At 68.9% G+C, this 21,932-nt stretch carries 24 protein-coding genes; 8 read left to right on the top strand and 16 right to left on the bottom strand.

Annotation, left to right across the window (positions count from 1 at the left end):
* Positions 1–249: 249 nt before the first annotated feature.
* Positions 250–801, bottom strand: coding sequence for an ATP-binding protein (locus tag O1G21_RS29435; RefSeq protein ID WP_270147933.1), 552 nt, complete (start codon positions 799–801; stop codon positions 250–252).
* A 512-nt stretch (positions 802–1,313) separates the two neighbouring features.
* Here O1G21_RS29435 and ureA point away from each other — a divergent pair.
* The 4 genes from ureA to O1G21_RS29415 all read left to right on the top strand — a co-directional run bounded on the left by ureA (position 1,314) and on the right by O1G21_RS29415 (position 6,429).
* Positions 1,314–2,024, top strand: coding sequence for an urease subunit gamma (gene ureA, locus O1G21_RS29430; protein WP_270147931.1), 711 nt, complete (start codon positions 1,314–1,316; stop codon positions 2,022–2,024).
* Positions 2,021–3,742 (top strand): urease subunit alpha, encoded by a 1,722-nt coding sequence (locus tag O1G21_RS29425; protein WP_405000734.1) that lies wholly within the window; start codon positions 2,021–2,023, stop codon positions 3,740–3,742. The genes ureA and O1G21_RS29425 overlap by 4 nt, the downstream gene beginning before the upstream one ends.
* Before the next feature lie 26 nt (positions 3,743–3,768).
* Positions 3,769–4,812, top strand: a complete 1,044-nt coding sequence (locus tag O1G21_RS29420) for an agmatine deiminase family protein (protein WP_270147930.1) — start codon at positions 3,769–3,771, stop codon at positions 4,810–4,812.
* A gap of 636 nt (positions 4,813–5,448) precedes the next feature.
* Entirely contained in the window at positions 5,449–6,429 is a 981-nt protein-coding gene (locus O1G21_RS29415; protein WP_270147928.1) for a LuxR C-terminal-related transcriptional regulator, read from the top strand.
* On the opposite strand, the gene O1G21_RS29410 is transcribed toward O1G21_RS29415, so the two are convergent.
* A complete protein-coding gene (locus tag O1G21_RS29410; RefSeq protein ID WP_270147926.1) occupies positions 6,426–6,635 on the bottom strand; it encodes a hypothetical protein in 210 nt (69 codons plus the stop codon). The genes O1G21_RS29415 and O1G21_RS29410 overlap by 4 nt on opposite strands.
* A gap of 120 nt (positions 6,636–6,755) precedes the next feature.
* Between O1G21_RS29410 and O1G21_RS29405 the strand changes: the two genes are divergently transcribed.
* Positions 6,756–7,001 (top strand): helix-turn-helix domain-containing protein, encoded by a 246-nt coding sequence (locus O1G21_RS29405; protein WP_270147924.1) that lies wholly within the window; start codon positions 6,756–6,758, stop codon positions 6,999–7,001.
* A 54-nt stretch (positions 7,002–7,055) separates the two neighbouring features.
* On the opposite strand, the gene O1G21_RS29400 is transcribed toward O1G21_RS29405, so the two are convergent.
* Genes O1G21_RS29400 through O1G21_RS29390 form a run of 3 tightly spaced genes read right to left on the bottom strand, consistent with a single transcriptional unit; the run spans position 7,056 to position 7,940 of the window.
* Positions 7,056–7,232: a hypothetical protein gene (locus O1G21_RS29400; protein ID WP_270147922.1), complete on the bottom strand. Its 177-nt coding sequence runs from the start codon at positions 7,230–7,232 to the stop codon at positions 7,056–7,058.
* Positions 7,229–7,723 carry a hypothetical protein gene (locus tag O1G21_RS29395; RefSeq protein ID WP_270147921.1) on the bottom strand — a complete coding sequence of 165 codons (495 nt, stop codon included), beginning with the start codon at positions 7,721–7,723 and terminating at the stop codon, positions 7,229–7,231. The genes O1G21_RS29400 and O1G21_RS29395 overlap by 4 nt, the downstream gene beginning before the upstream one ends.
* Positions 7,710–7,940, bottom strand: a complete 231-nt coding sequence (locus O1G21_RS29390) for a hypothetical protein (RefSeq protein WP_270147920.1) — start codon at positions 7,938–7,940, stop codon at positions 7,710–7,712. Before O1G21_RS29390 ends, O1G21_RS29395 begins: the two co-directional genes overlap by 14 nt.
* Before the next feature lie 960 nt (positions 7,941–8,900).
* On the opposite strand from O1G21_RS29390, the gene O1G21_RS29385 reads away from it, so the two are divergent.
* Positions 8,901–9,806 carry a transcriptional regulator gene (locus tag O1G21_RS29385; RefSeq protein ID WP_333493508.1) on the top strand — a complete coding sequence of 302 codons (906 nt, stop codon included), beginning with the start codon at positions 8,901–8,903 and terminating at the stop codon, positions 9,804–9,806.
* On the opposite strand, the gene O1G21_RS29380 is transcribed toward O1G21_RS29385, so the two are convergent.
* Complete coding sequence (locus tag O1G21_RS29380; protein WP_270147917.1) at positions 9,787–10,449, bottom strand: HAD family hydrolase; 663 nt, start codon at positions 10,447–10,449, stop codon at positions 9,787–9,789. The two genes, O1G21_RS29385 and O1G21_RS29380, sit on opposite strands and share 20 nt — an antisense overlap.
* Positions 10,450–10,547: 98 nt before the next feature.
* On the opposite strand from O1G21_RS29380, the gene O1G21_RS29375 reads away from it, so the two are divergent.
* Entirely contained in the window at positions 10,548–10,808 is a 261-nt protein-coding gene (locus O1G21_RS29375; protein WP_270147915.1) for a hypothetical protein, read from the top strand.
* Between the two features lie 94 nt (positions 10,809–10,902).
* A complete protein-coding gene (locus O1G21_RS29370) occupies positions 10,903–11,445 on the top strand; it encodes a hypothetical protein (protein ID WP_270147913.1) in 543 nt (180 codons plus the stop codon).
* 53 nt (positions 11,446–11,498) lie between these two features.
* Here O1G21_RS29370 and O1G21_RS29365 read toward each other — a convergent pair whose 3' ends face one another.
* From O1G21_RS29365 to O1G21_RS29320, 10 genes are all read right to left on the bottom strand, one after another.
* Complete coding sequence (locus O1G21_RS29365; RefSeq protein WP_270147912.1) at positions 11,499–11,762, bottom strand: hypothetical protein; 264 nt, start codon at positions 11,760–11,762, stop codon at positions 11,499–11,501.
* Positions 11,759–12,040: a hypothetical protein gene (locus O1G21_RS29360; RefSeq protein ID WP_270147911.1), complete on the bottom strand. Its 282-nt coding sequence runs from the start codon at positions 12,038–12,040 to the stop codon at positions 11,759–11,761. Before O1G21_RS29360 ends, O1G21_RS29365 begins: the two co-directional genes overlap by 4 nt.
* Positions 12,041–12,049: 9 nt before the next feature.
* Positions 12,050–13,483, bottom strand: coding sequence for a GH25 family lysozyme (locus O1G21_RS29355; RefSeq protein WP_270147910.1), 1,434 nt, complete (start codon positions 13,481–13,483; stop codon positions 12,050–12,052).
* Positions 13,484–13,637: 154 nt separating this feature from the next.
* Positions 13,638–14,075 (bottom strand): hypothetical protein, encoded by a 438-nt coding sequence (locus O1G21_RS29350; protein ID WP_270147909.1) that lies wholly within the window; start codon positions 14,073–14,075, stop codon positions 13,638–13,640.
* A 400-nt stretch (positions 14,076–14,475) separates the two neighbouring features.
* The gene (locus O1G21_RS29345) at positions 14,476–15,012 is read right to left on the bottom strand and encodes a hypothetical protein (protein WP_270147907.1); all 537 of its coding nucleotides are present in this window, start codon (positions 15,010–15,012) and stop codon (positions 14,476–14,478) included.
* 15 nt (positions 15,013–15,027) lie between these two features.
* Positions 15,028–17,886: a hypothetical protein gene (locus tag O1G21_RS29340; RefSeq protein WP_270147905.1), complete on the bottom strand. Its 2,859-nt coding sequence runs from the start codon at positions 17,884–17,886 to the stop codon at positions 15,028–15,030.
* A 9-nt stretch (positions 17,887–17,895) separates the two neighbouring features.
* Positions 17,896–20,694, bottom strand: coding sequence for a phage tail tape measure protein (locus O1G21_RS29335; protein ID WP_270147903.1), 2,799 nt, complete (start codon positions 20,692–20,694; stop codon positions 17,896–17,898).
* Between the two features lie 41 nt (positions 20,695–20,735).
* Entirely contained in the window at positions 20,736–21,191 is a 456-nt protein-coding gene (locus O1G21_RS29330; RefSeq protein WP_270147901.1) for a hypothetical protein, read from the bottom strand.
* Between the two features lie 10 nt (positions 21,192–21,201).
* On the bottom strand, positions 21,202–21,345 hold the full coding sequence (locus O1G21_RS29325; protein ID WP_270147900.1) for a hypothetical protein: 144 nt from the start codon (positions 21,343–21,345) through the stop codon (positions 21,202–21,204).
* Positions 21,346–21,461: 116 nt separating this feature from the next.
* On the bottom strand, positions 21,462–21,869 hold the full coding sequence (locus O1G21_RS29320) for a hypothetical protein (RefSeq protein WP_270147898.1): 408 nt from the start codon (positions 21,867–21,869) through the stop codon (positions 21,462–21,464).
* Positions 21,870–21,932 lie beyond the last annotated feature (63 nt).

The raw sequence follows: 21,932 nt of genomic DNA, 5'->3' as shown, positions 1-21,932 counted from the left end.
GTCGAGGTTCGGTCTCCCCGCTGCTTCCCGCACGTGGACACACATTCCCACCATCCTGTCCAATGTTCGGCCGAGCGGCAATGCCAACGGGCCGGAAATCTTGTGCCCCACCTTGTGTTCAGGGCTTGCTTCGGGAACGGATCGATCGATGGCGAACGATCCTGCGGGCCTGGGCGGTTGGGTGCGCGGTCGTCGCTGCGGTCCTCGTCGCGGTCAGCGCCGCGGTCGGCGGCGCGGTCATCGTCTCCGTCACGGCGTGGCGAGCTCGAACCAGGTGACCTTGCCGTCGCCGCGCAGCTGCACGCCCCAGGAGTCCGCGAGCGCCTCCACCAGCAACAGGCCTCTGCCGGAGGTCGCGTACTCGGCCTCCGGATCGCGCCGGCGCCCGGGCAGCCGGCTCGCGCCGTCCTGCACCTCGATCCGCAGCCGGCTGTCCGAGCCGAGCACGGCGTCGAAGACCGCGCCCTTGGTGGTGTGCAGCAGCGCGTTGGTGACCAGCTCGGAGGAGAGCAGTTCGGCGGTGTCGGACAGCTCCGGCACCCCCCAGTGGCTCAGCGCCGTGCGCAGCCGGTGCCGCACCGCACCCACCGCCACCAGGTCGGCCGGGTCGAGCGTCAGGTGCAGCCGGCGGTGCAGCGCGCACCCCGGGGCCGGCGCACCCGGCAGGTCCGCCCCGGTGCTGGTACTGGTGCTGGTGCTGGTGCTCGTACCGCTGCCGGCGGCTGGCCCCCGGGCCGGCCCGGACCGGTAGGCGTCGCCCGAACTCGTCCGCTGCCGCGGGAATCGCGACTGACCGTCCATCACCACATTCCCCCGCCCTTGAATCCGGACCCCCGCCTCCGGATCCCCCGCCGGCCGGGTGGCCCCCTCGTTCTGACCACCCATCCTCATGCCCAGTTGACGGCGTTTGCAACAGTGTGCGTCCGATCACGTGGGGTGAAAGGGGCACGGGGAGGTTCACGTGATCCAACTGCCCGCGCCGGACAGGTTTGCGAAGCGCAGAGGCTGTTTTCGAGCCCGCCCCCACCCGATCCCGCGCACGCCCGGCGCCCGTACGGCCCGCGCGCCCGCCCCTGCCACCACCGTGCGCCAGCCCGGTGTCCGCCCCCTCGGCGCCCCGCGCGCCCGCCCCTTTCCGGACCCTCAGCCCCGCCGCCCTCCCGACAAGCCGAACCCCCGTCGAGCGGCAACGCTGGACATGACGCCCCGGTGTGGGTTCAATGACCCGAGATGTTTGAACGCCGTTCTAACATCACCCCGGAAGCCCCGGCCCCGAGCCGACCCCCCTCCCCGGCGACCGTGAGCGAGGAACCGTGCGACTGACCCCCACCGAGCGGGACCGGCTGCTGATCTTCACAGCAGCCGAACTGGCCCGCGCCCGCCGAGCCCGGGGCGTACGCCTCAACATCCCCGAGGCGACCGCCCTGATCGCGGACACCGTCTGCGAGGCCGCCCGCGACGGCCTGCGCCTGGCCGAGGCCATCGAGGCCGGCCGCTCCGTGCTGACCGCCGACGACGTGCTGCCCGGCGTGCCGGACGTGGTCACCGTCATCCAGGTCGAGGCCGTCTTCGACGACGGCACCCGCCTCGCCGTCGTCAACGACCCCTTCAAGGGCGCCGGCTCGCTCGGCGACGAGGCCCCCGGCGGCGCGCTGATCGGCGACGGCGCCGGCTACGACCCGGTCGAGGAGACCCTGCTCATCCCGGTCCACAACACGGCCGCGGTGCCGATCTCGGTCACCTCGCACTTCCACTTCTTCGAGGCCAACCCGCGCCTGGCCTTCGACCGCGCCGCCGCCTACGGCACCCACCTGGCCGTCCCGGCCGGCTCCTCGGTGCGCTTCGACCCGGGCGCCACCGTCGAGGTCGGCCTGGTCCCGATCGGCGGCGACCGGGTCGCGATCGGCTTCGCCGGCCTGGTGGACGGCCCCCTGGACGCGCCCGGCGCGAAGGAGGCCGCACTCGAGAAGGCCCGCGCGACCGGCTACCTGACCAGCTTCGACGACGCGGAGGTGCCGTCGTGACTTCGATCTCTCCCCACGACTACATCTCCGTGCACGGCCCGCGCGCCGGCGACCGGATCCGCCTCGGCGACAGCGGACTGATCGTCCGCGTCGAGTCCGACTCCCAGGCGCCCGGCGACGAGTTCCTGGCCGGCTTCGGCAAGACCGCCCGCGACGGCCTGCACCTCAAGCCCGCCGCCGTCCGCGACACCTGCGACGTGGTGATCAGCAACGTCCTGGTCATCGACGCCGTCCAGGGCATCCGCAAGACGTCCATCGGCCTGATCGGCGGCCGGATCGCCTCGATCGGGCGGGCCGGCAACCCGGACACCCTGGACGGCGTGGACGTGGTCGTCGGCACCGGCACCACGATCGTCTCCGGCGAGGGCCTGATCGCCACCGCCGGCGCCATCGACACCCACGTCCACCTGCTCTCGCCGCGGATCATGGAGGCCTCGCTCGCCTCCGGCGTCACCACGATCATCGGCCAGGAGTTCGGCCCGGTCTGGGGCGTCGGCGTCAACTCGCCCTGGGCGCTGCGCCACGCCTTCAACGCCTTCGACGCCTGGCCGGTCAACATCGGCTTCCTGGGCCGCGGTTCGTCCTCCGACGAGGCCCCGCTGATCGAGGCGCTGGCCGAGGGCGGCGCCTCCGGCTTCAAGGTGCACGAGGACATGGGCGCGCACACCCGCGCACTGGACACCGCGCTGCGCGTCGCCGAGGAGTACGACGTCCAAGTCGCCCTGCACACCGACGGGTTGAACGAGTGCCTGTCGGTCGAGGACACCCTCCGAGTCCTCGAGGGCCGGACCATCCACGCCTTCCACATCGAGGGCTGCGGCGGCGGCCACGTCCCCAACGTGCTCAAGATGGCGGGCGTGCCGAACGTCATCGGCTCCTCCACCAACCCCACCCTGCCGTTCGGCCGCGACGCCCTCGGCGAGCACTTCGACATGATCGTCTCCGCGCACGACCTCAAGGTCGACCTGCCCGGCGACGCCGCCATGGCCCGCGACCGCATCCGGGCGGGGACGATGGGCGCCGAGGACGTGCTGCACGACCTCGGGGTCATCGGCATCACCTCCTCCGACGCCCAGGGCATGGGCCGGGCCGGCGAGACCGTGCGCCGCACCTTCGCCATGGCCGGCAAGATGAAGGCCGAACTCGGCCCGCTCGACGGCACCGGCTCCTACGGGACCACCGAGAGCGGCGACGACAACGAGCGGGTGCTGCGCTACATCGCCAAACTCACCATCAACCCGGCCATCGCCCACGGCCTCGCCCACGAGGTCGGCTCGATCGAGGTCGGCAAGCTCGCCGACATCGTGCTGTGGCGCGCGGACCACTTCGGCGCCAAGCCGCAGCTCGTCCTCAAGTCCGGATTCCCGGCCTACGGCGTGGTCGGCGACCCCAACGCCTCCACCGACCGCTGCGAACCGCTCGTCCTCGGACCCCAGTTCGGCGCCCACGGCGCGACCGCCGCCGACATCTCGGTCGCGTTCGTCGCCCAGGCCGCCGCCGACGCCGCCTACCTCGACCGCCCCGACGACGGACTGCCCACCCGCCGCCGCCGCGTCGGCGTCCGGGGCACCCGCGGCATCGGGCCGCGCGACATGGTGCGCAACGCCCGGATCGGCCACGTCGACGTCACCGAGACCGGGCTGGTCTCCCTGGACGGCTCGCCGCTGCGCTCCGAACCCGCCGACAGCGTCTCCCTCAGCCGCCTCTACTTCCTCTGATCCCCCCATAGTTGAGGACTCCCACGATGACCACCCCCACGCCCGCCTCCCTCGGCTACCGGATGCCCGCCGAATGGCACCCCCACGACCGCACCTGGATGGCCTTCCCCACCACCAACCCCACCTTCGACGGCCCCGAGCAGCTGCACGCCGCCCGCCAGGCCTGGGCCGCCGTCGCCGACACCATCGTCCGGTACGAGCCGGTGACGCTGATCGTCAACACCGGCGAGACCGCCGAGGCCCGCAAGTACGTCTCCGAGCAGGTCGAGATCGTCGAACGCCCGCTCAACGACGCCTGGATGCGCGACATCGGCCCGTCCTTCCTGATCGACGGCAAGGGCTCGCTCGCCGCCGCCGACTGGATCTTCAACGGCTGGGGCGCCCAGTCCTGGGCCCGCTGGGACAAGGACCAGCACATCGCCGAGCACATCAGCGAACTGACCGACGTCCAGCGCTTCGCCTCCCGGCTGATCAACGAGGGCGGCGGCATCCACGTCGACGGCCAGGGCACGGTGCTGGTCACCGAGACCGTCCAGCTCGGCGAGGGCCGCAACGCCGACTGGACCAAGGAGCAGGTCGAGGCCGAGCTGCACGCCTTCCTCGGCACCACCAAGGCGATCTGGCTGCCGCGCGGACTCACCCGCGACTACGACGAGTTCGGCACCCGCGGCCACATCGACATCGTCGCCTCCTTCGTCCGCCCCGGCGTCGTCGTCGCCCACGTCCAGCCCGACCCGTCCCACCCCGACCACGGGGTCTGCCAGGAACTGGTCGCCATCCTGCGCGCCTCCACCGACGCCCGGGGCCGGCAGCTGGAGGTCATCGAACTGCCCGCTCCCACCGTCCTGTTCGACGAGGACGGCGAGCCGGTCGACTACTCCTACATCAACCACTACGTCGCCAACGGCGCCGTCGTGCTGTGCGCCTTCGACGACCCGCGCGACCAGGAGGCCGCCGACATCCTCGCCGCGGCCTACCCCGGCCGCACCGTCGAACTCGTCGACGCCCGCGAGATCTTCGCCAACGGCGGCGGGATCCACTGCATCACCCAGCAGCAGCCCCGGGCCTGATGTCCCTGCAGGTCACTGGCCCTGACCTGCAGAAACGACAAACCGGACATGGCGATTACTGGCAATAACTAGCAGGAACTGGAAGGTGCTCTCCAAGATCATCTCCCATCCCCTCCCAGTCGATCTTGATTGGCCGGAGCCGGGTCGTAGTGCGACTTGGGGGCGCCCAGCTCGACCCGGCCCCGGCGGACTGTGGCGACGGTTCCCGTCTCCCCCGCCACCTCCACCCCCCTAGAGAGTGGAAGCTGCGATGGACGCCAGGCGCTCCGCCTGGCGTCCATCAGGGTTTCGCGCCTAGCCCCAGGTGGAATCAGCCAGCGTGACGGTCGGGTTAGGCGTGGGCGTCGAATCCGGCGCGGTGACACCCCAGGTGGAATCGGCCTGGGTGGACTCCGCCGGGCGACTCCCGGCAGAGTCGGCCTGGACCGACGCGACAGCGCCGGCACAGAGCGCGGCAACGGCAAGAGCCGAAGCCGCAACCCCAAGGGCTCGCTTCATGGCAACCTCCTGTCAGCGGCAGTGCGGCGCCGCCGAGGTGATGAGTGGTGTGCGACCAAGACTGACGTCTGTACAGCCTTCAATCAAGGCCTCTACGCTGCTACTTGTTACATCTGCTACTTATCGCAGGAGTCGACATTGAGCAGCAACGTCATCTCGGGCTACGCGCTCGACAGCGACATCAGCAGCACCGCCCGCGAGCTGTACGTCCTGCTCGCCATCGCCGACGGGATCGCCCCCGACCCGGCCGACCCAGCGCTGAGCGAACTGCTGGCCTTCGGGCTCATCACACCGCACCCCGACTCCCCGACCGACGGGCGCTACCTCGTACTGAACCCCGTCCACGCGGCGACCCGCCGCCAAGCCGAGCTGTACCGGGCCGCCCGGGACGCGATCAGCGCAGCCGAGGCGCTCCCAGACACGCTACGCGACCTCTCCATCTCCTACCGCAGCACCGAGCGACCGCGAGTCGGAGCCGTCGAGTACCTGGAGGGAACCCAGGCGATCAACGCCAGGGTGTCCGAGATCATCGCGGACGCCACCCAGGAACTGCTGACCTCTCAGCCCCACGGCCCGCGCCCGCGGGCACGGCTCGATATCTCCCGCCATCGGGACCTGGACGCCATCCGCCGCGGCGTCTCCATGCGCACGCTCTACCGCGCTACTGCGCGAGCTGACGAGACGACGGCGTACTGGACTGCGCAGATGACTGCGGCCGGCGGGCACGTCCGCACCCTGGACGGCGCGTTCGCCCGCTCGATCGTCGTCGACCGGCGCTGGGCAATCATCGACGACCCGGCGTCGCCCCCGGATGAGCTGCGGGCGGTGTTTGTCGAGGACGTAGCCGTGGCAGGGTACGTGGCGGGCCAGTTCGATCGTGACTGGGCCGCAGCGATGCCGTGGACCGGCGGGAAACTGCGGACCAGCGAGAGGGCGATGAGCGACCTTCAGATCTCGGTCTGCCAGCTCCTGGCGGCAGGCCACGACCAGCGGCAGATTGCCCGAGAGCTGAACGTGAGCCACCGCACGGTGACGCACCAGATCGCGCAGATCAAGGAGATCTCCGGCGCGGGGTCGATCTTCCAGCTCGCGATGTGGTGGGAACGGCGCGGGAGCTAACGCCTGCGCGCGGAGTGCTGCTCGACTCGCCGGTTGATGGCGTGGATGGCTGCCGTGGCCTGCTGAATCTCGGCGGCCTGCTCGGAGCTGCCGGTCGGGTGGCGCCCGTGGGCAGCGAGAATCTGGGCCGCGGCGATGATGTCACGCGCGGCCTCGGCGAGGTCGAAGGGTCGCTCTAGGCTCCAGCCTGGCTTGCGGCTACTCATGCGGTGTGCTCCCGGTTTCGGTCCCCCCGGTTGCATGTGGTGATCATATCGAACATTCAATCGATCAAATGGTGGCTTTGGTATGCAGACTTTTGATCATGATCGCGCCAGCGTCAAGGGGTGCCGACCCCATCCCGCCGCAGGCCCGACGCCCACCAGCTGCAGGAGCGCCGCGCGGTCGGCGAACGGATCCGGCACCTGCGCCGCTCGCACGGCATGACGCAGGAGCGGCTGGCCGAGATCATCGGGCGCGACCGGCAGACCATCCGTCACTACGAGCACGGAATGACCTCGGCCGGAGTCGACGACCTTGTAGCCATTGCCCGGGCGTTCAGCGTTCCGACGTGGAGGCTGTTCTACGGGTGACCGGGGCCCGGCTAGCCGGCCGTACCGCCGTACGGCCGGCCAGGGGCTGTGGTGCTACTCCGTCGGCGGGTTTGGCGGCGGCGGGTTGTTCGGATGGGACGGCTGGCAGTGCAGCACCAGCGCGATGTGGGCGGTGAGGTCCGCAACCCAGGGCCCCCGCCCCCAGCCCCGGCACGTCACGCACTGCCCGTACTCGACCGGGGCGACCAGCATCTCCCCGACGGCGCTCACTCGGTGCCTGCCAGATGCCGCGTGCTGCGGTAGCCCGCCAAATTCACCCGACTGCGGATCCACTCGCCGGCGCTCTCCGGGGTCGAGAACCGAAGGGGATGCCGGCCGGAGCTGACCAGGGCGCCGGACACGACGTTGTGGATCGCCCACATGCGTCGCCCCAGCGTGTCGGCCTCCAACTGCACGACGCTGTACCGAGCTGCAACCCGCTGAGCGTGAGTCAGGCCGTCACCGTGCCACACGCGGACGGTCGCCTGTCCGCCGCCGTCCAGCCCCAGGGGCCAGTCGACGACACCGTTTCCGTCCATCATGCGCTCCAGGTCAGCCGTGTTGCCGGACGCGAGTAGCCAGCCCATGGCTTTGAGCTCGTACTCGCTGATCGGCAGCTGGCGCACGGTCTCCCACAGCACGTCGAGGGCCTCCAGCACCGGTCTGGTAACCGGCTCCAGGTGGCCGTCCACCGCGACCGTCAGACTGTCAGTGCTCAGCATGCCCTTGCTCTCCTACGGCATCGTGGAACGGTTGGTTCATGGCCTTCGCCGCGACAGTGCAGGGCCACGGCGTATCGCAGCGCACGCACCGGCCGCTGGAGCTGCGGTGCTCGTCAAGCAGCATCCGTGCCGCAGCAGCAGCGGTGTGATGCTGGGAGTCCCGGCGGGGCGAGCGGCGACCGCGCGGGTCGATGTTCACCAGCTCGGCGGTGCTCATCCCATGCCTCCGGATAGGTGCCGGGAGCACGAGCAGCCAGGCTGGCAGCAGAGGCAGACGAGGATCGGGGCTTGGGCCTCGTCGCGGATCCCGCCCGGACACGCCCAGTGCGCGCCGAGCTGGCACTCCGGCGAGACGTACCGGCCGGCCTGGCTGACGTCACAGCGGACAACGATGCCGCCCGACGGCGGCGGCCACGACGCCACAACGGCCGTCACGACGCCTCCTCAAGGCACGCAGGGTGAGCCGCCACAGCCCAGCTGAGCGGGGCAGCCCCCGGTCGGGTATTCATCGGGTAGTGGCCAGCAGGAACCAGTTCGCCGTCCTCGCCTCCACAACGGATGCAGGCCTTGCCCTGTAGCTGGGCGCGGGTTGGCGGCGACGGTGTCTCGGACATGCGAATCCCACTGTCAGTAAGCTGGTGCCACCGGAAGGTGACTGGGGTAATCGTCGTCCCCTGAGCGGACGTCCTGAAGGCCTTACAGAGGACGTCGAGAGGACATCGAGAGGACGTGAAGGCCCGTCACAGTCCCCACAAGTCCCCGAACTGACCTCCCTGACCGTAGTGTTGCCTCAACACCGGCTCGTGCGGAGGACACCGTGCCCAACACCGCGCTCAAGGCGGCCCGCCAGGCTGCCGGCTACGCCACACAGCAAGCCCTCGCCGACGCACTCACGGAAGCGGCTCGCCAACTCGGCATGCGCGGTGTAGACGTCAGCGTCCGACAGGTCCGCCGCTGGGAATCCGACACCCCGCCATGGCCCGGCGAGGACTACCAGCGACTCCTCGTCCACGTCCTCCACCAGCCAGTCGAGGACCTGGGTTTCCGCCCCCCATGGAACCGGGCCCATTCAGCCGCGGCCGCTGCCTCAACAGCTCCAACAACGGCTGTAGCGCCCCCCACTCTCCGTGGCGCCTTGCCCCGGCCGTACGGCTCCACCGGCACACAGCCCGGCACTGTGGGCGCCGACTACGCCACAGTCACCCAGGCCCACCGCCGCCTCTACCCGTCCGTGGCCCCCGCCGCCCTCCACCGAGCCGTCGCCGAGCACGCAGGCCTGGGCACGGCACTGCTCGGCGAGACATCCGGCGTAGCCCGCCGCATCCTGGCCGCAGCCCTCGCCGAGAGCCTTTTGTTGCTCGGCCGCATCGAGTTCTTCGACCTGCGCCAGCCCGCCGCCGCCGACAGCACATTCGTCCGCGCCTTCCAAGCAGCCTGCGAGGCGGATGACAACCTGCTCGGCGCCGCGATCCTCGCCCACTCGGCGTTCGTGCCTGGCTGGGACGGCCGCCTCGACGGCGCCCGCGAACGCATGCACGCCGCCCGCACCTACGCCCGGAGGGCGCCAGCCTCCGCTGAAGTCCTCGCGTGGCTCGACGCAGTCGAAGCCGAGTGCCTCACCCGCTGCGGCGACCACCGAGGCGCACTCGCCCTGCTCCGCCACGCCGAGGACATACTCGCCACCGGAAGCGACGCCGCCTCGCCTAGCTGGTTCACCTGGTTCTCGCCAGTCCGCCTGCACGCCTTCCGCGGCAACACCGAGTTGGTCGCCGGATTGATCCCGCAGGCCCGAACCACCCTGGAGCAGACGCTCGCCGACCTCCCCGACACTGACGGGAAACAGCGGTCAGTCGTCCTCGCGGACCTGGCCGCCGTCGAAGCCGCCGCCGGGCAACCTGAACTTGCGTGCGCCCTGCTGGAGCAGGCGCTCGACCAGCTGGCCGTGACCTGGTACGCCAGCGGAATGGAGCGCGTACGGGAAGCCCGGCGTGCGCTCAACCCGTGGCAGGACTCGGCGGCCGTCCGCCGTGTGGACGACCGCCTCTACTCCTGGTCGGCGACGCTCAGCTCGCTCCAGCGTTGAACTTGGCGATCAGCTCCGACAGCTCCCCGAGGGAGTCGATGCGGAACGTGGCCCTGGCGGTGGCCGGGTCGTGCTGCTGAATCCAGCCCCACGGCCCGCGCCGGATCAGCGCCGTCTGCATCCCCGCCTGACCCGCGGGGAGGACGTCGTTGTCGAGCCGGTCCCCGACGTAGAGGATCTCGCTCGACGCGACCGGGGCGGCCTCGGCCACACGGCGGAAAAACTCAGGGTCGGGCTTGCTGGCGCCCCAGTCGTCCGAGGTGCCGATCAGGTCGACATCGGCCGTGAACAGCTCGCGCAGGATCCCGCCGGCGCGGACCGTTTGGTTCCCAGCGATGGCCAGCCACAGACCGTCCGCTCGCAGCTGGGCGAACGCGGGCCGGACGTCGGCGTAGAGGTCTTCCTCGCCGAAGTGCTCCGGCTGGCCCGAGGCCGCGCGCTTCTCGCGCTCCTCGTACAGGTCGAAGCCCGGGCGGAACACCTGGAACGTCTCGCGGTAGTCCCCACCCTGGGCGATCACCGCGCCGAACTGGGCCACGAACGTGTGCCTCGGCACTCCGAGCCAGTCGGCCCAGGTGCCGTACTCCCGGGTCTCATCAACCAGGCACTCGCCGACGTCGAACACCACAGCCTTGATCGTCATGTCCGCAGCCTAGCGGCGGGAGGACGTCCTGTTGAGGCCCTTCCAAACCTCAGGAGCGCCAGCACCAGTCTGTTCGATTCGGGTCGTACGATGGCGGCATGCCCAAGCCTCTGCCGCTCCCCGCTGACCTGCTGCCCCTCCACGTTGCCGTGGTTGAGGCCGACCGGGCGATGACCACGACCCGAGAGGCCGGCGGCGACGTAGATGCCGCACGAGACACCTACATCGACCGGGCACTCACCCTCCGCGCCCACCCCATCTGGGAGGAAGCCCGGGCCGCGGCCTGCTACGCGCAGACCTGGCAGGCTTCCCTGGACGCCGCCAAGGCCTATATCGACGGCGAGCCAGCCGCGGCCTGACCCGTTTGGTCACAGCTCGGCCAAACCACCCCCAAACGGCACGCCCACGCCGATACGGTCCCCCCACCACCCGCACCACGTCCCAGGGGGGACCATGCGCCGCACCACCCTCACCCTCACCGCCGGCCTCCTCGCCGCCACCGCCGCCTGCTCCAGCAGCACCACGGACAGGCCGGCCGCCCCAACCCCGACCCTCACGGCCGCAGCCCAGACCGGCGGAGCCGCCAGCCCGGCACAACCCAGCGCAGCTGCCCCCGCAGCCGACGCTTCCGCCGCCCTCGCGAAGCTCACCGCCGCCGTGAAGACCGTCAAGGCCGGCGTGACAGTGACCGCCGAGTCCGACCCGAACCACCTCCTCGGCCGCCCTGGCCAGTACACGTCGAAGATCACGTTCAGCGACTCGCGTATCAAGGCCGCCGACGTCGAAGGCGAGAAGGAAGACTCTGTGAACCGCGGCGGCGCCATCGAGGTGTTCGCGAGCGAGGCCGACGCCAAGGCCCGATCCGAGTACATCCAGGGCATCGTCAAGGGCATGCCGGCGCTGATGGAGTACGACTACGTGCGCGGCCCGGTGCTGGTCCGGGTGTCGAGGCTGCTGACGCCCGACCAGGCGAAGGCACTGCAAGCCGCCGTCTGACCACACGACGACGCGCCCCCGCCCGGCACAAGGCCGGACGGGGGCGCGGTGGTTCAGTGGATAAGCGGGACCACGGAGGCGACGACGGCGATGATCGCACCGACGGCCGAGATGGTCGGCAGCGGCCAGCGGTTAGCCTCCAGGTGCCGGATGCGGGATTCGTGGTCCGCGATCGTCTCCCGGTGCTCGCGCTGGTCGCCGAGGATCGCGTCGAGCTTGGCCTCCATGCGGATCTGGCCGTCAGCGATCCGCCTCACCTCCGCGTGCGTCTGCGCCGGGCTGATGTACACCCCGGCGTCCGGGGCCGGGCTGGTCACTCGCGGCTCCCGTTCGGCGGGATGAGCGGCGCCGGCGGGACGGCCGGATCGGGAAGCGGCAGCTGCGGCGGGCTCATCCTGAGCCAGCCAGGCATCCAGGTATCGACCTGCGGGAGCGCCATGACGCGGGTGATCGCCGCAGCGACCGCGAGCACGGTACCCAGACCCGGCAGGGTGTCCGGCAGCCCGGCGGTACGGACGAGCAGCGGCAAGCCGGCAGCCAGCGCCAGGACCACGGCCAGCACCGTACGGGCGGTACGACGAGCAGAGTCAGACATGGAAGATCCTCAGCTAGTCGGGGCGGTGGAGGCGGTCGTGGACGCCGGGGCGGCGGCAGGCGCGACGGTGACCTGGACGTGCAGGGTGCCATCGGCCAGCGCCGCCGAGACCTGCTCCGGGGTGAGCGCGGCAGCCTTGATCGCCGCCAGGATCTGCGGGGTCCACACGTTGCCCCACACCAGCGGCCAATACGCGGCCTGGGACGTCGGGTAGGTGACGGTGCCGTCCGGCTGGAGTCGCGGCACCGGGACCTCGTAATTCCAGATGACGTGGGCGATCCTGGCGACGTCGTCGTCAGAGAGGGGCATGTCGTCCTCCAGAGGAGCGGTGAGGGTGGGTCGTGGGGCGCCGGCCTGCACCCACGCGTACAGGGGCCCGCCGGGACAGTCAGTGGAGTAGCCGTCGCGGTGGCCCTTGACCTCGAGGCCGGCCGGGCCGTGCTGCTGGCAGTACTCGATGGCGTCGCGTAGACCCTGCAGCTGCTCGGGAGTCGGCTCGGTGGATCCGGAGTCGCCGAGGAGCGCGCAGACGGCGTAGTGGGCCTCGTTCAGCGGGACGTCGCCGTTGGCGGAGTTGCGGCGGGTCAGCCCGCGACCTTCGAAGACGACCCCGTGCTCGCAGACGACGAACGAGTAGCCGATGTCGGACCAGCCGTTGCCGTCCATGTGCTCAGCCTGGATCTTGCGGACGTAGGCCGGGCAGGTGTCGTGGGCGCCGAACTGGTACTGCGTGCCGAGGTAGTGGACCTTCACCCCAGCCCGCGGGCCCGCGTACGGGATCGAGCCGTTGGGCTCCCGCCACGGGCGGGCACCCCACTGATCGCGGGTAACCAACTGCAGGCCGGGCCACGGCGTGGGCGACGCTGGCGCGCTGGGGGCGGGCGCCGCCGAACCGGCCCAGGCTCGGAGGTCGTCGATGGTGCCGTTGTACACGTCGCTGTCGAGTGGGCTGTCCGTCCACTGGTGGAACTTCCACGCGGCCTGGATCCGCGGGGAGCCGGCCGGCACGTAGTCGGCGATCCACAGGAAGTCGCCCGCGTTGTCATCGGTCCTGTGCCACCAGTCGACGCTCGTGTACAGCCCCACCCGGTTGTTCGGGTAGCGCCGCTTGACCGCCGTCAGCCAGGCGTTCTTCGCCGCCGTTGCCGAGCTGTCCGAGACCGGCTGGCCGTACGGCTCGAAGTCCAGGACCAGCAGCTCGCCAGCTGGGACGGGGCCGACCACGCGACAGAAGTGGTCGATCTCGCCCTGCACGTCGTTCTCGCAGTGGATGAAGTGGTAGTGCCCGACGATGATGGTCCGACGCCGGGCTTCGGCCACCTTTGCCGCGTAGCCGGTTTGCTCGGTCCGGGCGCCCTCCGACGCCTTCACGATCACGAACTCGGCGTCGTCGGGTATCGAGGACTGATAGTCGGAGACGTCGTAGCCGCGCGCGTTCGCCATCAGGGCTCATCCCTCTCGGTCAGCGCTGTGTGGATACGCCGCAGATGGCGCCGGACCAGGAGGTGATGGGTGACGAACGCGGCCGGCGCCCAGATTGCCGACGCGGCCAGGTTCGGCCAGATCTGCCCCCACGCGTTCAGGAGCCATGCGCCCATCAGCTGATCAGCCCGCGAACGTAGACCGACGCCTCGAAGTCCGATGCGGTGGCCGTGTGGACGCCCCCGTGGCCGCGGTGGTGCTTCGCGCAGTACCAGACCAGGTTGTCGGCGGACTCCACCCAGGCGCCCACCTCGTCGGGGTTGCTGATGCCCGGGTAGTCGGCCTCCAGGACGGCCAGGTCTACGCCGTTCTGGAGACTGAACTCGACGTGAGCGTGATGCAGTTCGAGGCCACCCTCGCACTCGGAGGCGTCGCCGTGGCGGCGCTCCGCGAAATGGCAGACCGCAGTGTCCTTGGTGGCCTTGCGGTAGTGCTCGAAATCGCGGTAATGCGGGTCACCCTCGCGGGGCGGATGCGCCGGGTAGTGGACGGTGTAGTGGTGGGTCGCGGCCTGGTCGTGGGCTGCGACCTCGCCGTGCTGATGGCTGGACATGAGGGGCTCCGGGCATGAAGAAGCCCCCGGTGAACGGGGGCGAAGGCGGGAAGGTCAGGAGGCGGGCGGGGCCTGCGGCACGGCGGCCACCACCGGGGCAGGAACAGGCGCCGCCGTCGCCGTAGTGACCGGCGGCACGACCCAGCCGGTCGGCAGAGTCGTCGGGGCCGGATCCGTGCTGGCCGGCGTCGGGATCGGCTCCGGCGTGCAGTTACAGGCTGCCACCGGGGCAGCGCACGTGGCCCCGTGGACGTGGGCGGCCGCAGCGAGGCTGATGGCGTGCGTTGCGCAACCGAAGACCGGCGTCGTCGTATCCGGGGCGTGTCGGCGCTGCCACTGGGCCACCGCGGTCGTGCCGCACGCACTGCATACCGGCGCTGGAGTGGCTCCTGGAGTCGGGTTAGACATGGGAGAACCTCACGAACAGAGACGACGCGATGTCCGGGAAGATCGCGCTGTTCAAGGCCCCGCCGCTGTTCTGGTAGCCGCAAACCTCCACGTAGTCGCCGGTGTTGAGGTGGATGTCGCGCGTCGGCGTGGGGATGCCGAGATCAACCCCGCTTGCTGCGAACAGGAACGTCGCACACCCCTGCACGGGGCTGCCGTTGACGTTGATCCGCGCACCACGCGCGCCAGACGGGTTGTTCGCGATGCCAGCAACACCGGACACCGTGTACCAGCCGGTGAGCGGGGCCACATACCGGGACGTGTTGCTGACCAGGGAGTGGCCGCCATAGGAGTCCAACTGCTGGGTGTCGAGGGTGAGCGCCGTCCACGTCGTGTTGGGCAGAGACTGGGCAACGGTCTGGGTGCCCACAAAATCCGGCGGGTTCAGCAGAAACGTCCCGAGGTTGTAGACGTTGGCGGTCCAGAGCGCCGCGGTCAGGTAGTTCCCCGGCACCTCGCTCGCAAGTACGGGAATGGCGAGGCCTGTCATGGCCCTCCCTTCGGGCTAGTAGGAGAACGCGCAGGAGTCGAACTTGGCCGAGTTGTCCCAGGTGGTGGGGTCGGTGACGCCCGACGGCAGCGGCTCGCACACCGTGTCGCCCGCGCTGTGCGACTTGGTGGTGGCCGCGGTGAGGGTGACCACGGCCGTAGTCCAGCCGGACGTGGTCGCCGAGACCGACTTGACAGTGACGGTCTCCTGGTTCGCCGTCCCGAGCCCGAGAACAAGCTGCTGACCCTGCCCGATCTGGGCAGCAGCCGGGTTGGTGCTGTCCGCGCCGGCGTTGATGGTCACGCTCGTGACCCCCGCGGTCGGTGAGCCGGACAGGGTGGTGTGGAAGCTCGCGAACAGGCCGTACGGGGTCAGGTCGGCCGGGCTGCACTGCAGGGAGAGGTAGGCGTCGCCGTTGTCGCCGAGCGTCCACTCGATCGACTCGACGAAGCACTCGATCTGAATGGCGGCAGCCGGAGCGGGCGGCCGTCGCATGACCCGCACCCGAGTGCCGAGTTCGAGGCTGAGGCAAGCCGCCCAGATGCCTGGGTTGGCGCTTGGGTGCAGCTTGATCGACGCGACCCGGACGGCCGGCTGCTTGTAACGGGAAAGTAGGTAGTTTGCAGCGTCCTGGCACTCCTGCGCGGAGCTGGAGTTGATGGTGCGGGACAGTGACCGGGGAAAGTAACTGGCCTGCGACGTGGCGTCCGAGGCGGTGAAGACCTGACTCGTGGACGCCTGAGTGATCTTGACGAGGTTGCCGAGCCGGGTCGGATCATAGTCCAACCGACATTCCTCGTAAGGGATCTCTCCAAGGTCAGCCCGCTCGCCAAGGACGTACATCGGAACCAACGCGTTGTAGCGCGCACTGCGGGCGCGGAACACAAGGGTGCCGTCTGCCGCAACGAAATGCTCGCCGTTCTCCGTGTCCACAACGCCCTGCAAGGCGGTCATGGCGTCCTGGCCAGCCACAGCAGCGGGCCCCATGCTGCTAGTCAACCCGGCCTGCACCGTCGTCTGTCCACCGAACCCTGCCCAGCCGAGGATTCGCTTGTAGCGCGCATCCGAGGAGTCGCCGGTGAATGAATTCTTCCAAGCGGTGTACACGGCGGTGATGTCGGTGGTGCCAAATGCGGTCGGCCATTCGGCAACGTAGCTGATATCCCCCTGGAACCCCCACAAGGTCTCGTTACCGTAGACGGGGTCGACCCAGCCGCCCACAGAATCAAACCGGAGACCGGTGGGCGTGGATGAGGACGGAACGCTGCCGTAGTAGGCGGCAAGCGTCCCATCCTGTGAGGCCATAACCTGGTTGGTGGCCTGGGAGTAACTGAACAGGAGGAGATGCCAGTTCGAATCTGCGCAATTGGTGGCCCCTCCGAAGGTGTAGACGACCGCGACGCCCGACGGGCCGCTCAGGTAGAGGACGGGCTTCCCCGAGGAGTTCAGTGACACCGTCGCCTGGGAGCCCTGCGGGTAGTGCCCGGAGCGCGTGCTGTCCGTACAGCACCAGATGGTTGCTTGATCGGACGGGACAGGACCCGTATACCGGAACGCAATCATGCGTGTCCAGGAAGTCGGGTCAGCGGGTCCCTTGATCCCGGCCTGATCCAGGGAAATCAGAGTTGCCGGGATGTAGGCGAATGCCCCTGGGCTCGGGTTAGCTACCGTGGCTACCGTTCCCGTGCCGCCGGTGTACGCGCCTCCGACGGTTGCGGAGGTGATCTGGTTGCCGAAGGTCAAACTTCCGGCGCCGAACTTTGACACGATCAACGGAGCAGGCGGGTAGGCGCCGACGGAGTCCGCTACGGACTGGGAGCCCTGCGGGTCGCCAAGCGGGTACAGGAATCGCGGGCTGCGCGAGTAGATCTCCTCCGTCAGCGGATCGCGCAGAACACGCTGACTCAGGAGCGAAATCGCATCCACGGAGGTCGTCTGGACAGTGCCGTAGGTGCCCGACATTGTCCACGATGACGGGTAGCGCTCCACATACCCGCCGTAAAGGGAGTACCAGGTGCCGGGTGCCGTCCATGCGGTTGCAACTGTCCCCCGCTCCAACTGCCAGCCGTCGATCTGTATGTTCGTCGCAGCTGTGGTCGAGGCCGCAAGAATGATGCCCACAGCGACCCACGTGGCATTCGGCCCCAGTGTCCCAGTGACCGTCAGCTGCGTCCACGGAGCGCTCGCAGAGCCAGCAAGAGTGGCAGGGGAGCCGGCTATCTGCGTACCGGATACAGAGGTGGGAGTAGGCGCGGCCCCGCTATTCCAAATCATCACAGCCGCGACCTGCACGCTAGTCGATGGCGTAATGTTCCGCACCTGAATTTGCATTGTGTAGGTTGCATTGCGCTCGGCGCTGGCCTGTCGAGTTCCTGCGACGATAGTGTTCGATGCGCTGCCGCTAGGAACAGCGAACTGGAAAACCCGGCTGCCCTGCCATGCTGTTGCCGAGGAGGTAATCTGCCCGCCGCTGGAATCGGTATTAGAGAAAACCGATACGCCCGGCTGAACTGGGGACGACCCAACGGCGAATCCGCCCGCATCGCCGCCCGTTGCTTGTACCGGCAGGAGCAGGTTTGGGGTTGGCGGCCACTGTGCACGAACGCGCAGAGGCTGGTACGGCGCGATTCTGCCGTACCAGGGCCCCGAAGAATTGGCTGGATCCAGGGCGCCGTCAGTATTGGCGAACACCACGTCGGCGGTGCCTGAACGGATCTGGTCCAGCTCGTACTGCCGGCCGCGTCGGATGCTTGTCCGGCTCCTGGAACGAGATGTGATGTCGGCCAGGCTGTCGGAAGGAACGCCTGCCCTGTTGACGTTCCAGGCTGGGCCCCAGTTGTACTGGACGAGCGGCCAGTTCGGGTTGGTTGCCACGGTGCCCTCCTATCGGCGTGCGTAGTTTTGCCAGGTCGTGGAGTTACGCATGCCGAGCCTGTACATCTGCTGTTCCAGCACGTCGCGCAGGTCGTTCTCCGACAGGACGGAGCCCTGGACGGTGACGTTGAGGACGACAACTGGACCACTGCTGGCCGCCGCTGATAGACCGCCGGCCATGGTGAGTCCTGGGGCACCGCCCGAGCCGAACTTTCCGGTCAGGTTCCCGGCGAGACCCGTCATGGAGTCGACCGCCACCTGCCCGTGGTCGTCGATCCCCTTCGCGATGCCATGGGGGATCCACTGACCGACCTCGGCGGCGAACACCTTTGACGGGCTGCTGATGCCGAGAAAGCTTTTCGCGGCGCTGAGGGCGTCGCTGGCCAGATTCTTGATCTTGTCCTTGAGCCAGCTCCAGCCGTTCGAGATGCCTCGGATGATGCCGTTGATGATCTCCATGCCGATGCCGGCGAAGCTCCCGGCTATCTGCTTTGCTGAATTCCAGGCATTGACAAGTCCATTCCATATTGACGATGCTATGTTTCCGATAAAATTCGCACAGGAACTTGCCGCGCTCGCGATCGGTTCAACAATAGACCGCTTTATCTCGGACCAGATTCGCTCGGAGAATTCGGAAATTGATCGCCACTTCTGAGAAAGCCACGAAGAGGCCTCCGACCAGGCATCTTGCAGAATTCGCACGGCCGAAAGGATCGGCTGAACCACGGCTTCCTGGATAATTCGCCAGATAAACCGCGCTGACGCCAGCAGAAAATCCCAGGCGCCAACGCATATGTCGCGCACAAACGACCAAGCGGAAGTCGCCGCTGAAATGATCTGCTCGTGGAAGTGATTCCATATCGCCACAAAAATCGCGACGACTGGAAGGAAAATGACGAGAAGTAGCGGCCACCATTTCGCGAAGAAATCGTGAATTCCGCCAAAAATGGCGGTCGTTACAGCCGCCACCGCGCGCCAAGATGACTCGATTCCATGCCATAGTGACGCGGCCGCACCGACCAGCCCAGACCAGACTGACTGCAGCGTGTGCCACACGGACAGGGCGGCCTGCTCGACGCCCCGGAACGCCGCCTGCACGATGCGCCGGAAGGCTTCGCTGTGGTTGTACGCGTAGACGAGCCCGGCCACGAGAGCCGCCAGTCCGATGACGATCAGCATGATCGGGTTGGCGTCCATCACGGCGTTGAGCGCGGCCTGAGCCACGGCCATGACCTTGGAGGCTGCCGCGGCCAGCTTGGTGCCAAGCTCGAAGTCCCGGACCGCGATGGTTGCGGCCTTGAGGCCGGCGCCGATGTCCCGGATCCCCTTGACCGCGCCGACCACCGCGCCGGCCGCGAACCTGATGACGGCTGCGGTCAGGACGCCGCCGATGATCGCCGCCAGGGCCTCGGCCACCACCTTGTGCTGCATGAAGTAGTTGGTGACCGCCAGGACGACCGGGATCAGCTTGGTGCCGATCGTGATCGCCGCGACCTCGAGGCGCTCCTTCAACTGCGACATCTGGAAATTGAAGGTCTGCTGGATCTCCGCCCAGCCGTGAATGTCCTTGCCAGCGTTCTTGCCAGCCTCGCCGACGGTCGCGACGTTCTTCTCGAAGTCGGCCATCGACTCGCCGCCGAGCATGAGGGCGGTGTTGAGACCGGTGGCCCCGCCCATCATTTTCTTCATGCTCGCGTTGAAGGTCTCCTCGGCGGGACCGCCAGCCTTCAACTGCTGGTTGAACCCCTGCGACTTGTTGATCAACGTCGCGAACTGCGATGCCAAGTTGGCCTGATCGACCGGCAGGCCCTTGAGAGTCGACCTCCAGTCGCCCATGGAGATCTTCCCGGCCTGGAACTCCTTGGCCACGTCCTGCAGCGACTTCGGCATCGACGCGAGCATCGCGTTCGCATCGGCGGCAGCCTGCTTGCTGCTGTTGAAGGTCGACAGCAGAACGGTGCCGGCCGGGCCCATGTGCTGCAGGATTGCCTGCTGCAGGAGGCCGATCGTGCCGGTCAGGCCCCGCTCGCCGAGCTTGGTGGAGATGTCGACGGAGGAGAGGCCCAACCTCTGCATCTCCTGCACCGCCACGTTGTTCGGCGCCTGAAGTGACCGGATCGAGAACGCCAGCTCCTGGGTGGCTTCCCGGGCGCTGGTGCCGTGGTTGGTGAGCGTCGCTATAGCGCCGCCGATCTGATCAAATCCGAGGTGTGCGGCGGATGCGATCGGCAGGACCGTGGCGAGGCTGCTGCTGAACTCCGAGAACGTCATCTTGCCCGCGCCGACGGCCGCCACCATCTGGTTGGTGATGGTCGTCGCCTGTTCGGCCGGCAGGTGGTAGCTCTTGAGGGCGCTGGTGACCGCGTTGCTGACCTCGGCGAGCGGCGCCTGCTCCGCGCGGGCGCCCTCCGCCGCCGCCTTCAAAACGGTCAATCCGTCTGCCCCGTGGAAGCCGGCCGACTCCACGAGGTACATGCCGTCGGCGAGCTGCTTGGTCGAGGTCCCCGTGTCGACGGCGAGCTTCTTGACGCCCTCGGAGACCATGCCGAGGTTCTTCTCACTCTCACCGGCGGTCGTGGTGAGCTTGAGCATCGACGCCTGGAAGTCACCGGCCATCTTGATCGAAACCCCGGCAACGGCGACACCGGCCATCGTGGTGGCCGCGCCGAGCTTGCTCATCATGCCGCCCAGACCGCCCATCTTGGCGGTGAACGACTCGCCCTCCTCCGACGCCGTCCGCAGGCCGGCGCTGAACGGGGCAGTCTCGACCCGCAGGATCGAGTACAGGTCCGCGACCTCGGTAGCCACCCGGCCTCCTCTGCACGAGTTGGAAGGGGCAGGTGGTCAGATCAGAGGCGCGGCCACCCGGGGCGGAACACAGCCTGGAAGACCTGGGGCAGGACTGTTGTGCGTACGAAGCGGACGGCGGGGCCGAGGAACGGATAGGTCGCGCCGTTGCGCAAGCCGGTCTCCAGGTACAGGCCGTACCGGCTCGACGGGGTCCGCCCGTACGGCGGCACCTGGCCCGGCATGGTGCCCACCTTCAGCTCCCAGCCGCTCATCACCCGTACCGGCTCAGTGCGCGTGATGGAGCGCCGGAGGGTCCCCGAGATGATGGCGGGCCCCGACCCGGGCCGGGCCGGCGTGGGCGTTCCCCACGCGTGCGAGCCCGACGAGGCGTTGACCTTGGCCTGCCGTTCCGCCGCATCCCCGAGCCGCAGCAGCGCTTCCCGGGCTTTCGCTTCACCGGCAGCGCCGATCGCGGCGAACAACTCGGCGAACAAGCCAGGCCGGAGCTCCGCCACCGCAACCTCCTCAACTGGCCATCATCCGACGCTGCGTGGCCTGCGCCTGCTCCTGGTCGGCCTGCTCCTGCTCGGCGATCAACCCGAGGAAGTCCGCGCAGTACCGGCGCACATAGGCCGGTGTCTCCTGTAGCTCCGACCATGACCAGTGCATGCGCCGCATCAGGATGAAGTCGATCCATTCTGGTGGCGCGGCCCCTGAGCCCCACGTACGGTCGAGGATCGACTCCGCTGGCAGGAGAACGTCTTCGTAGTACGCGGAGCCGGGGCCTACTGGGGGTTTGCGGCGTTGCCGATCTCCTCGGCCAGCCGGTTGACGACACCGATCGGAAGCCGTGCCACGGTCTCCGGGCTGGGGGCGCCGAGCGGCTGCTGGCCGCTCTCCTCCAGGCGGGCCATCAGGGCGGCGAGGTCACCATCGGCAGGCAGGTCTGCGGGCAGGTCGACGATGGTGGCGTCGTACATGCCGCGCCAGGCCACGATCAGGCCAGCCAGCACCTTGTGCATGGACTGGCGGGCGGCCTCGCGGTCGAGGGGCTCTCCGTTGGCGTCGACCGCGACGGCCTCCGGTTCGAGCAGGTCCGGCGGGACGAGGCGGGGGTTGCGCAGGAGGATCGAGGCGTCGTCGCCGACCTCGGGGAACTCGAGGAGGATGAAGCGGTTGCGGTAGCCGGACATTGGTGTCTCCTGAGGGGGTGGGGAGGGGGTCCCGGCGCGGCCTGGGGCGCGTCCCCGCGCCCT

It is taken from the genome of Kitasatospora cathayae, assembly GCF_027627435.1.
Classification (GTDB): Bacteria; Actinomycetota; Actinomycetes; order Streptomycetales; family Streptomycetaceae; genus Kitasatospora; species Kitasatospora cathayae.
Note: the sequence above shows the minus strand (reverse complement) of the source record. Positions and strands in the feature narration are given on the sequence as shown.

Bases quoted from the DNA above. Each gene is read 5' to 3' on its own strand.
- O1G21_RS29325 (WP_270147900.1), bottom strand. From the start codon at position 21,345: ATGCACTGGTCATGGTCGGAGCTACAGGAGACACCGGCCTATGTGCGC.
- O1G21_RS29350 (WP_270147909.1), bottom strand. From the start codon at position 14,075: ATGTCCAGCCATCAGCACGGCGAGGTCGCAGCCCACGACCAGGCCGCG.
- O1G21_RS29410 (WP_270147926.1), bottom strand. From the start codon at position 6,635: ATGAGTAGCCGCAAGCCAGGCTGGAGCCTAGAGCGACCCTTCGACCTC.
- O1G21_RS29345 (WP_270147907.1), bottom strand. From the start codon at position 15,012: ATGACAGGCCTCGCCATTCCCGTACTTGCGAGCGAGGTGCCGGGGAAC.
- O1G21_RS29370 (WP_270147913.1), top strand. From the start codon at position 10,903: ATGCGCCGCACCACCCTCACCCTCACCGCCGGCCTCCTCGCCGCCACC.
- O1G21_RS29355 (WP_270147910.1), bottom strand. From the start codon at position 13,483: ATGGCGAACGCGCGCGGCTACGACGTCTCCGACTATCAGTCCTCGATA.
- O1G21_RS29380 (WP_270147917.1), bottom strand. From the start codon at position 10,449: ATGACGATCAAGGCTGTGGTGTTCGACGTCGGCGAGTGCCTGGTTGAT.
- O1G21_RS29395 (WP_270147921.1), bottom strand. From the start codon at position 7,723: ATGCTGAGCACTGACAGTCTGACGGTCGCGGTGGACGGCCACCTGGAG.
- O1G21_RS29390 (WP_270147920.1), bottom strand. From the start codon at position 7,940: ATGAGCACCGCCGAGCTGGTGAACATCGACCCGCGCGGTCGCCGCTCG.
- O1G21_RS29420 (WP_270147930.1), top strand. From the start codon at position 3,769: ATGACCACCCCCACGCCCGCCTCCCTCGGCTACCGGATGCCCGCCGAA.
- O1G21_RS29320 (WP_270147898.1), bottom strand. From the start codon at position 21,869: ATGTCCGGCTACCGCAACCGCTTCATCCTCCTCGAGTTCCCCGAGGTC.
- O1G21_RS29375 (WP_270147915.1), top strand. From the start codon at position 10,548: ATGCCCAAGCCTCTGCCGCTCCCCGCTGACCTGCTGCCCCTCCACGTT.
- O1G21_RS29435 (WP_270147933.1), bottom strand. From the start codon at position 801: ATGGACGGTCAGTCGCGATTCCCGCGGCAGCGGACGAGTTCGGGCGAC.
- O1G21_RS29360 (WP_270147911.1), bottom strand. From the start codon at position 12,040: ATGTCTGACTCTGCTCGTCGTACCGCCCGTACGGTGCTGGCCGTGGTC.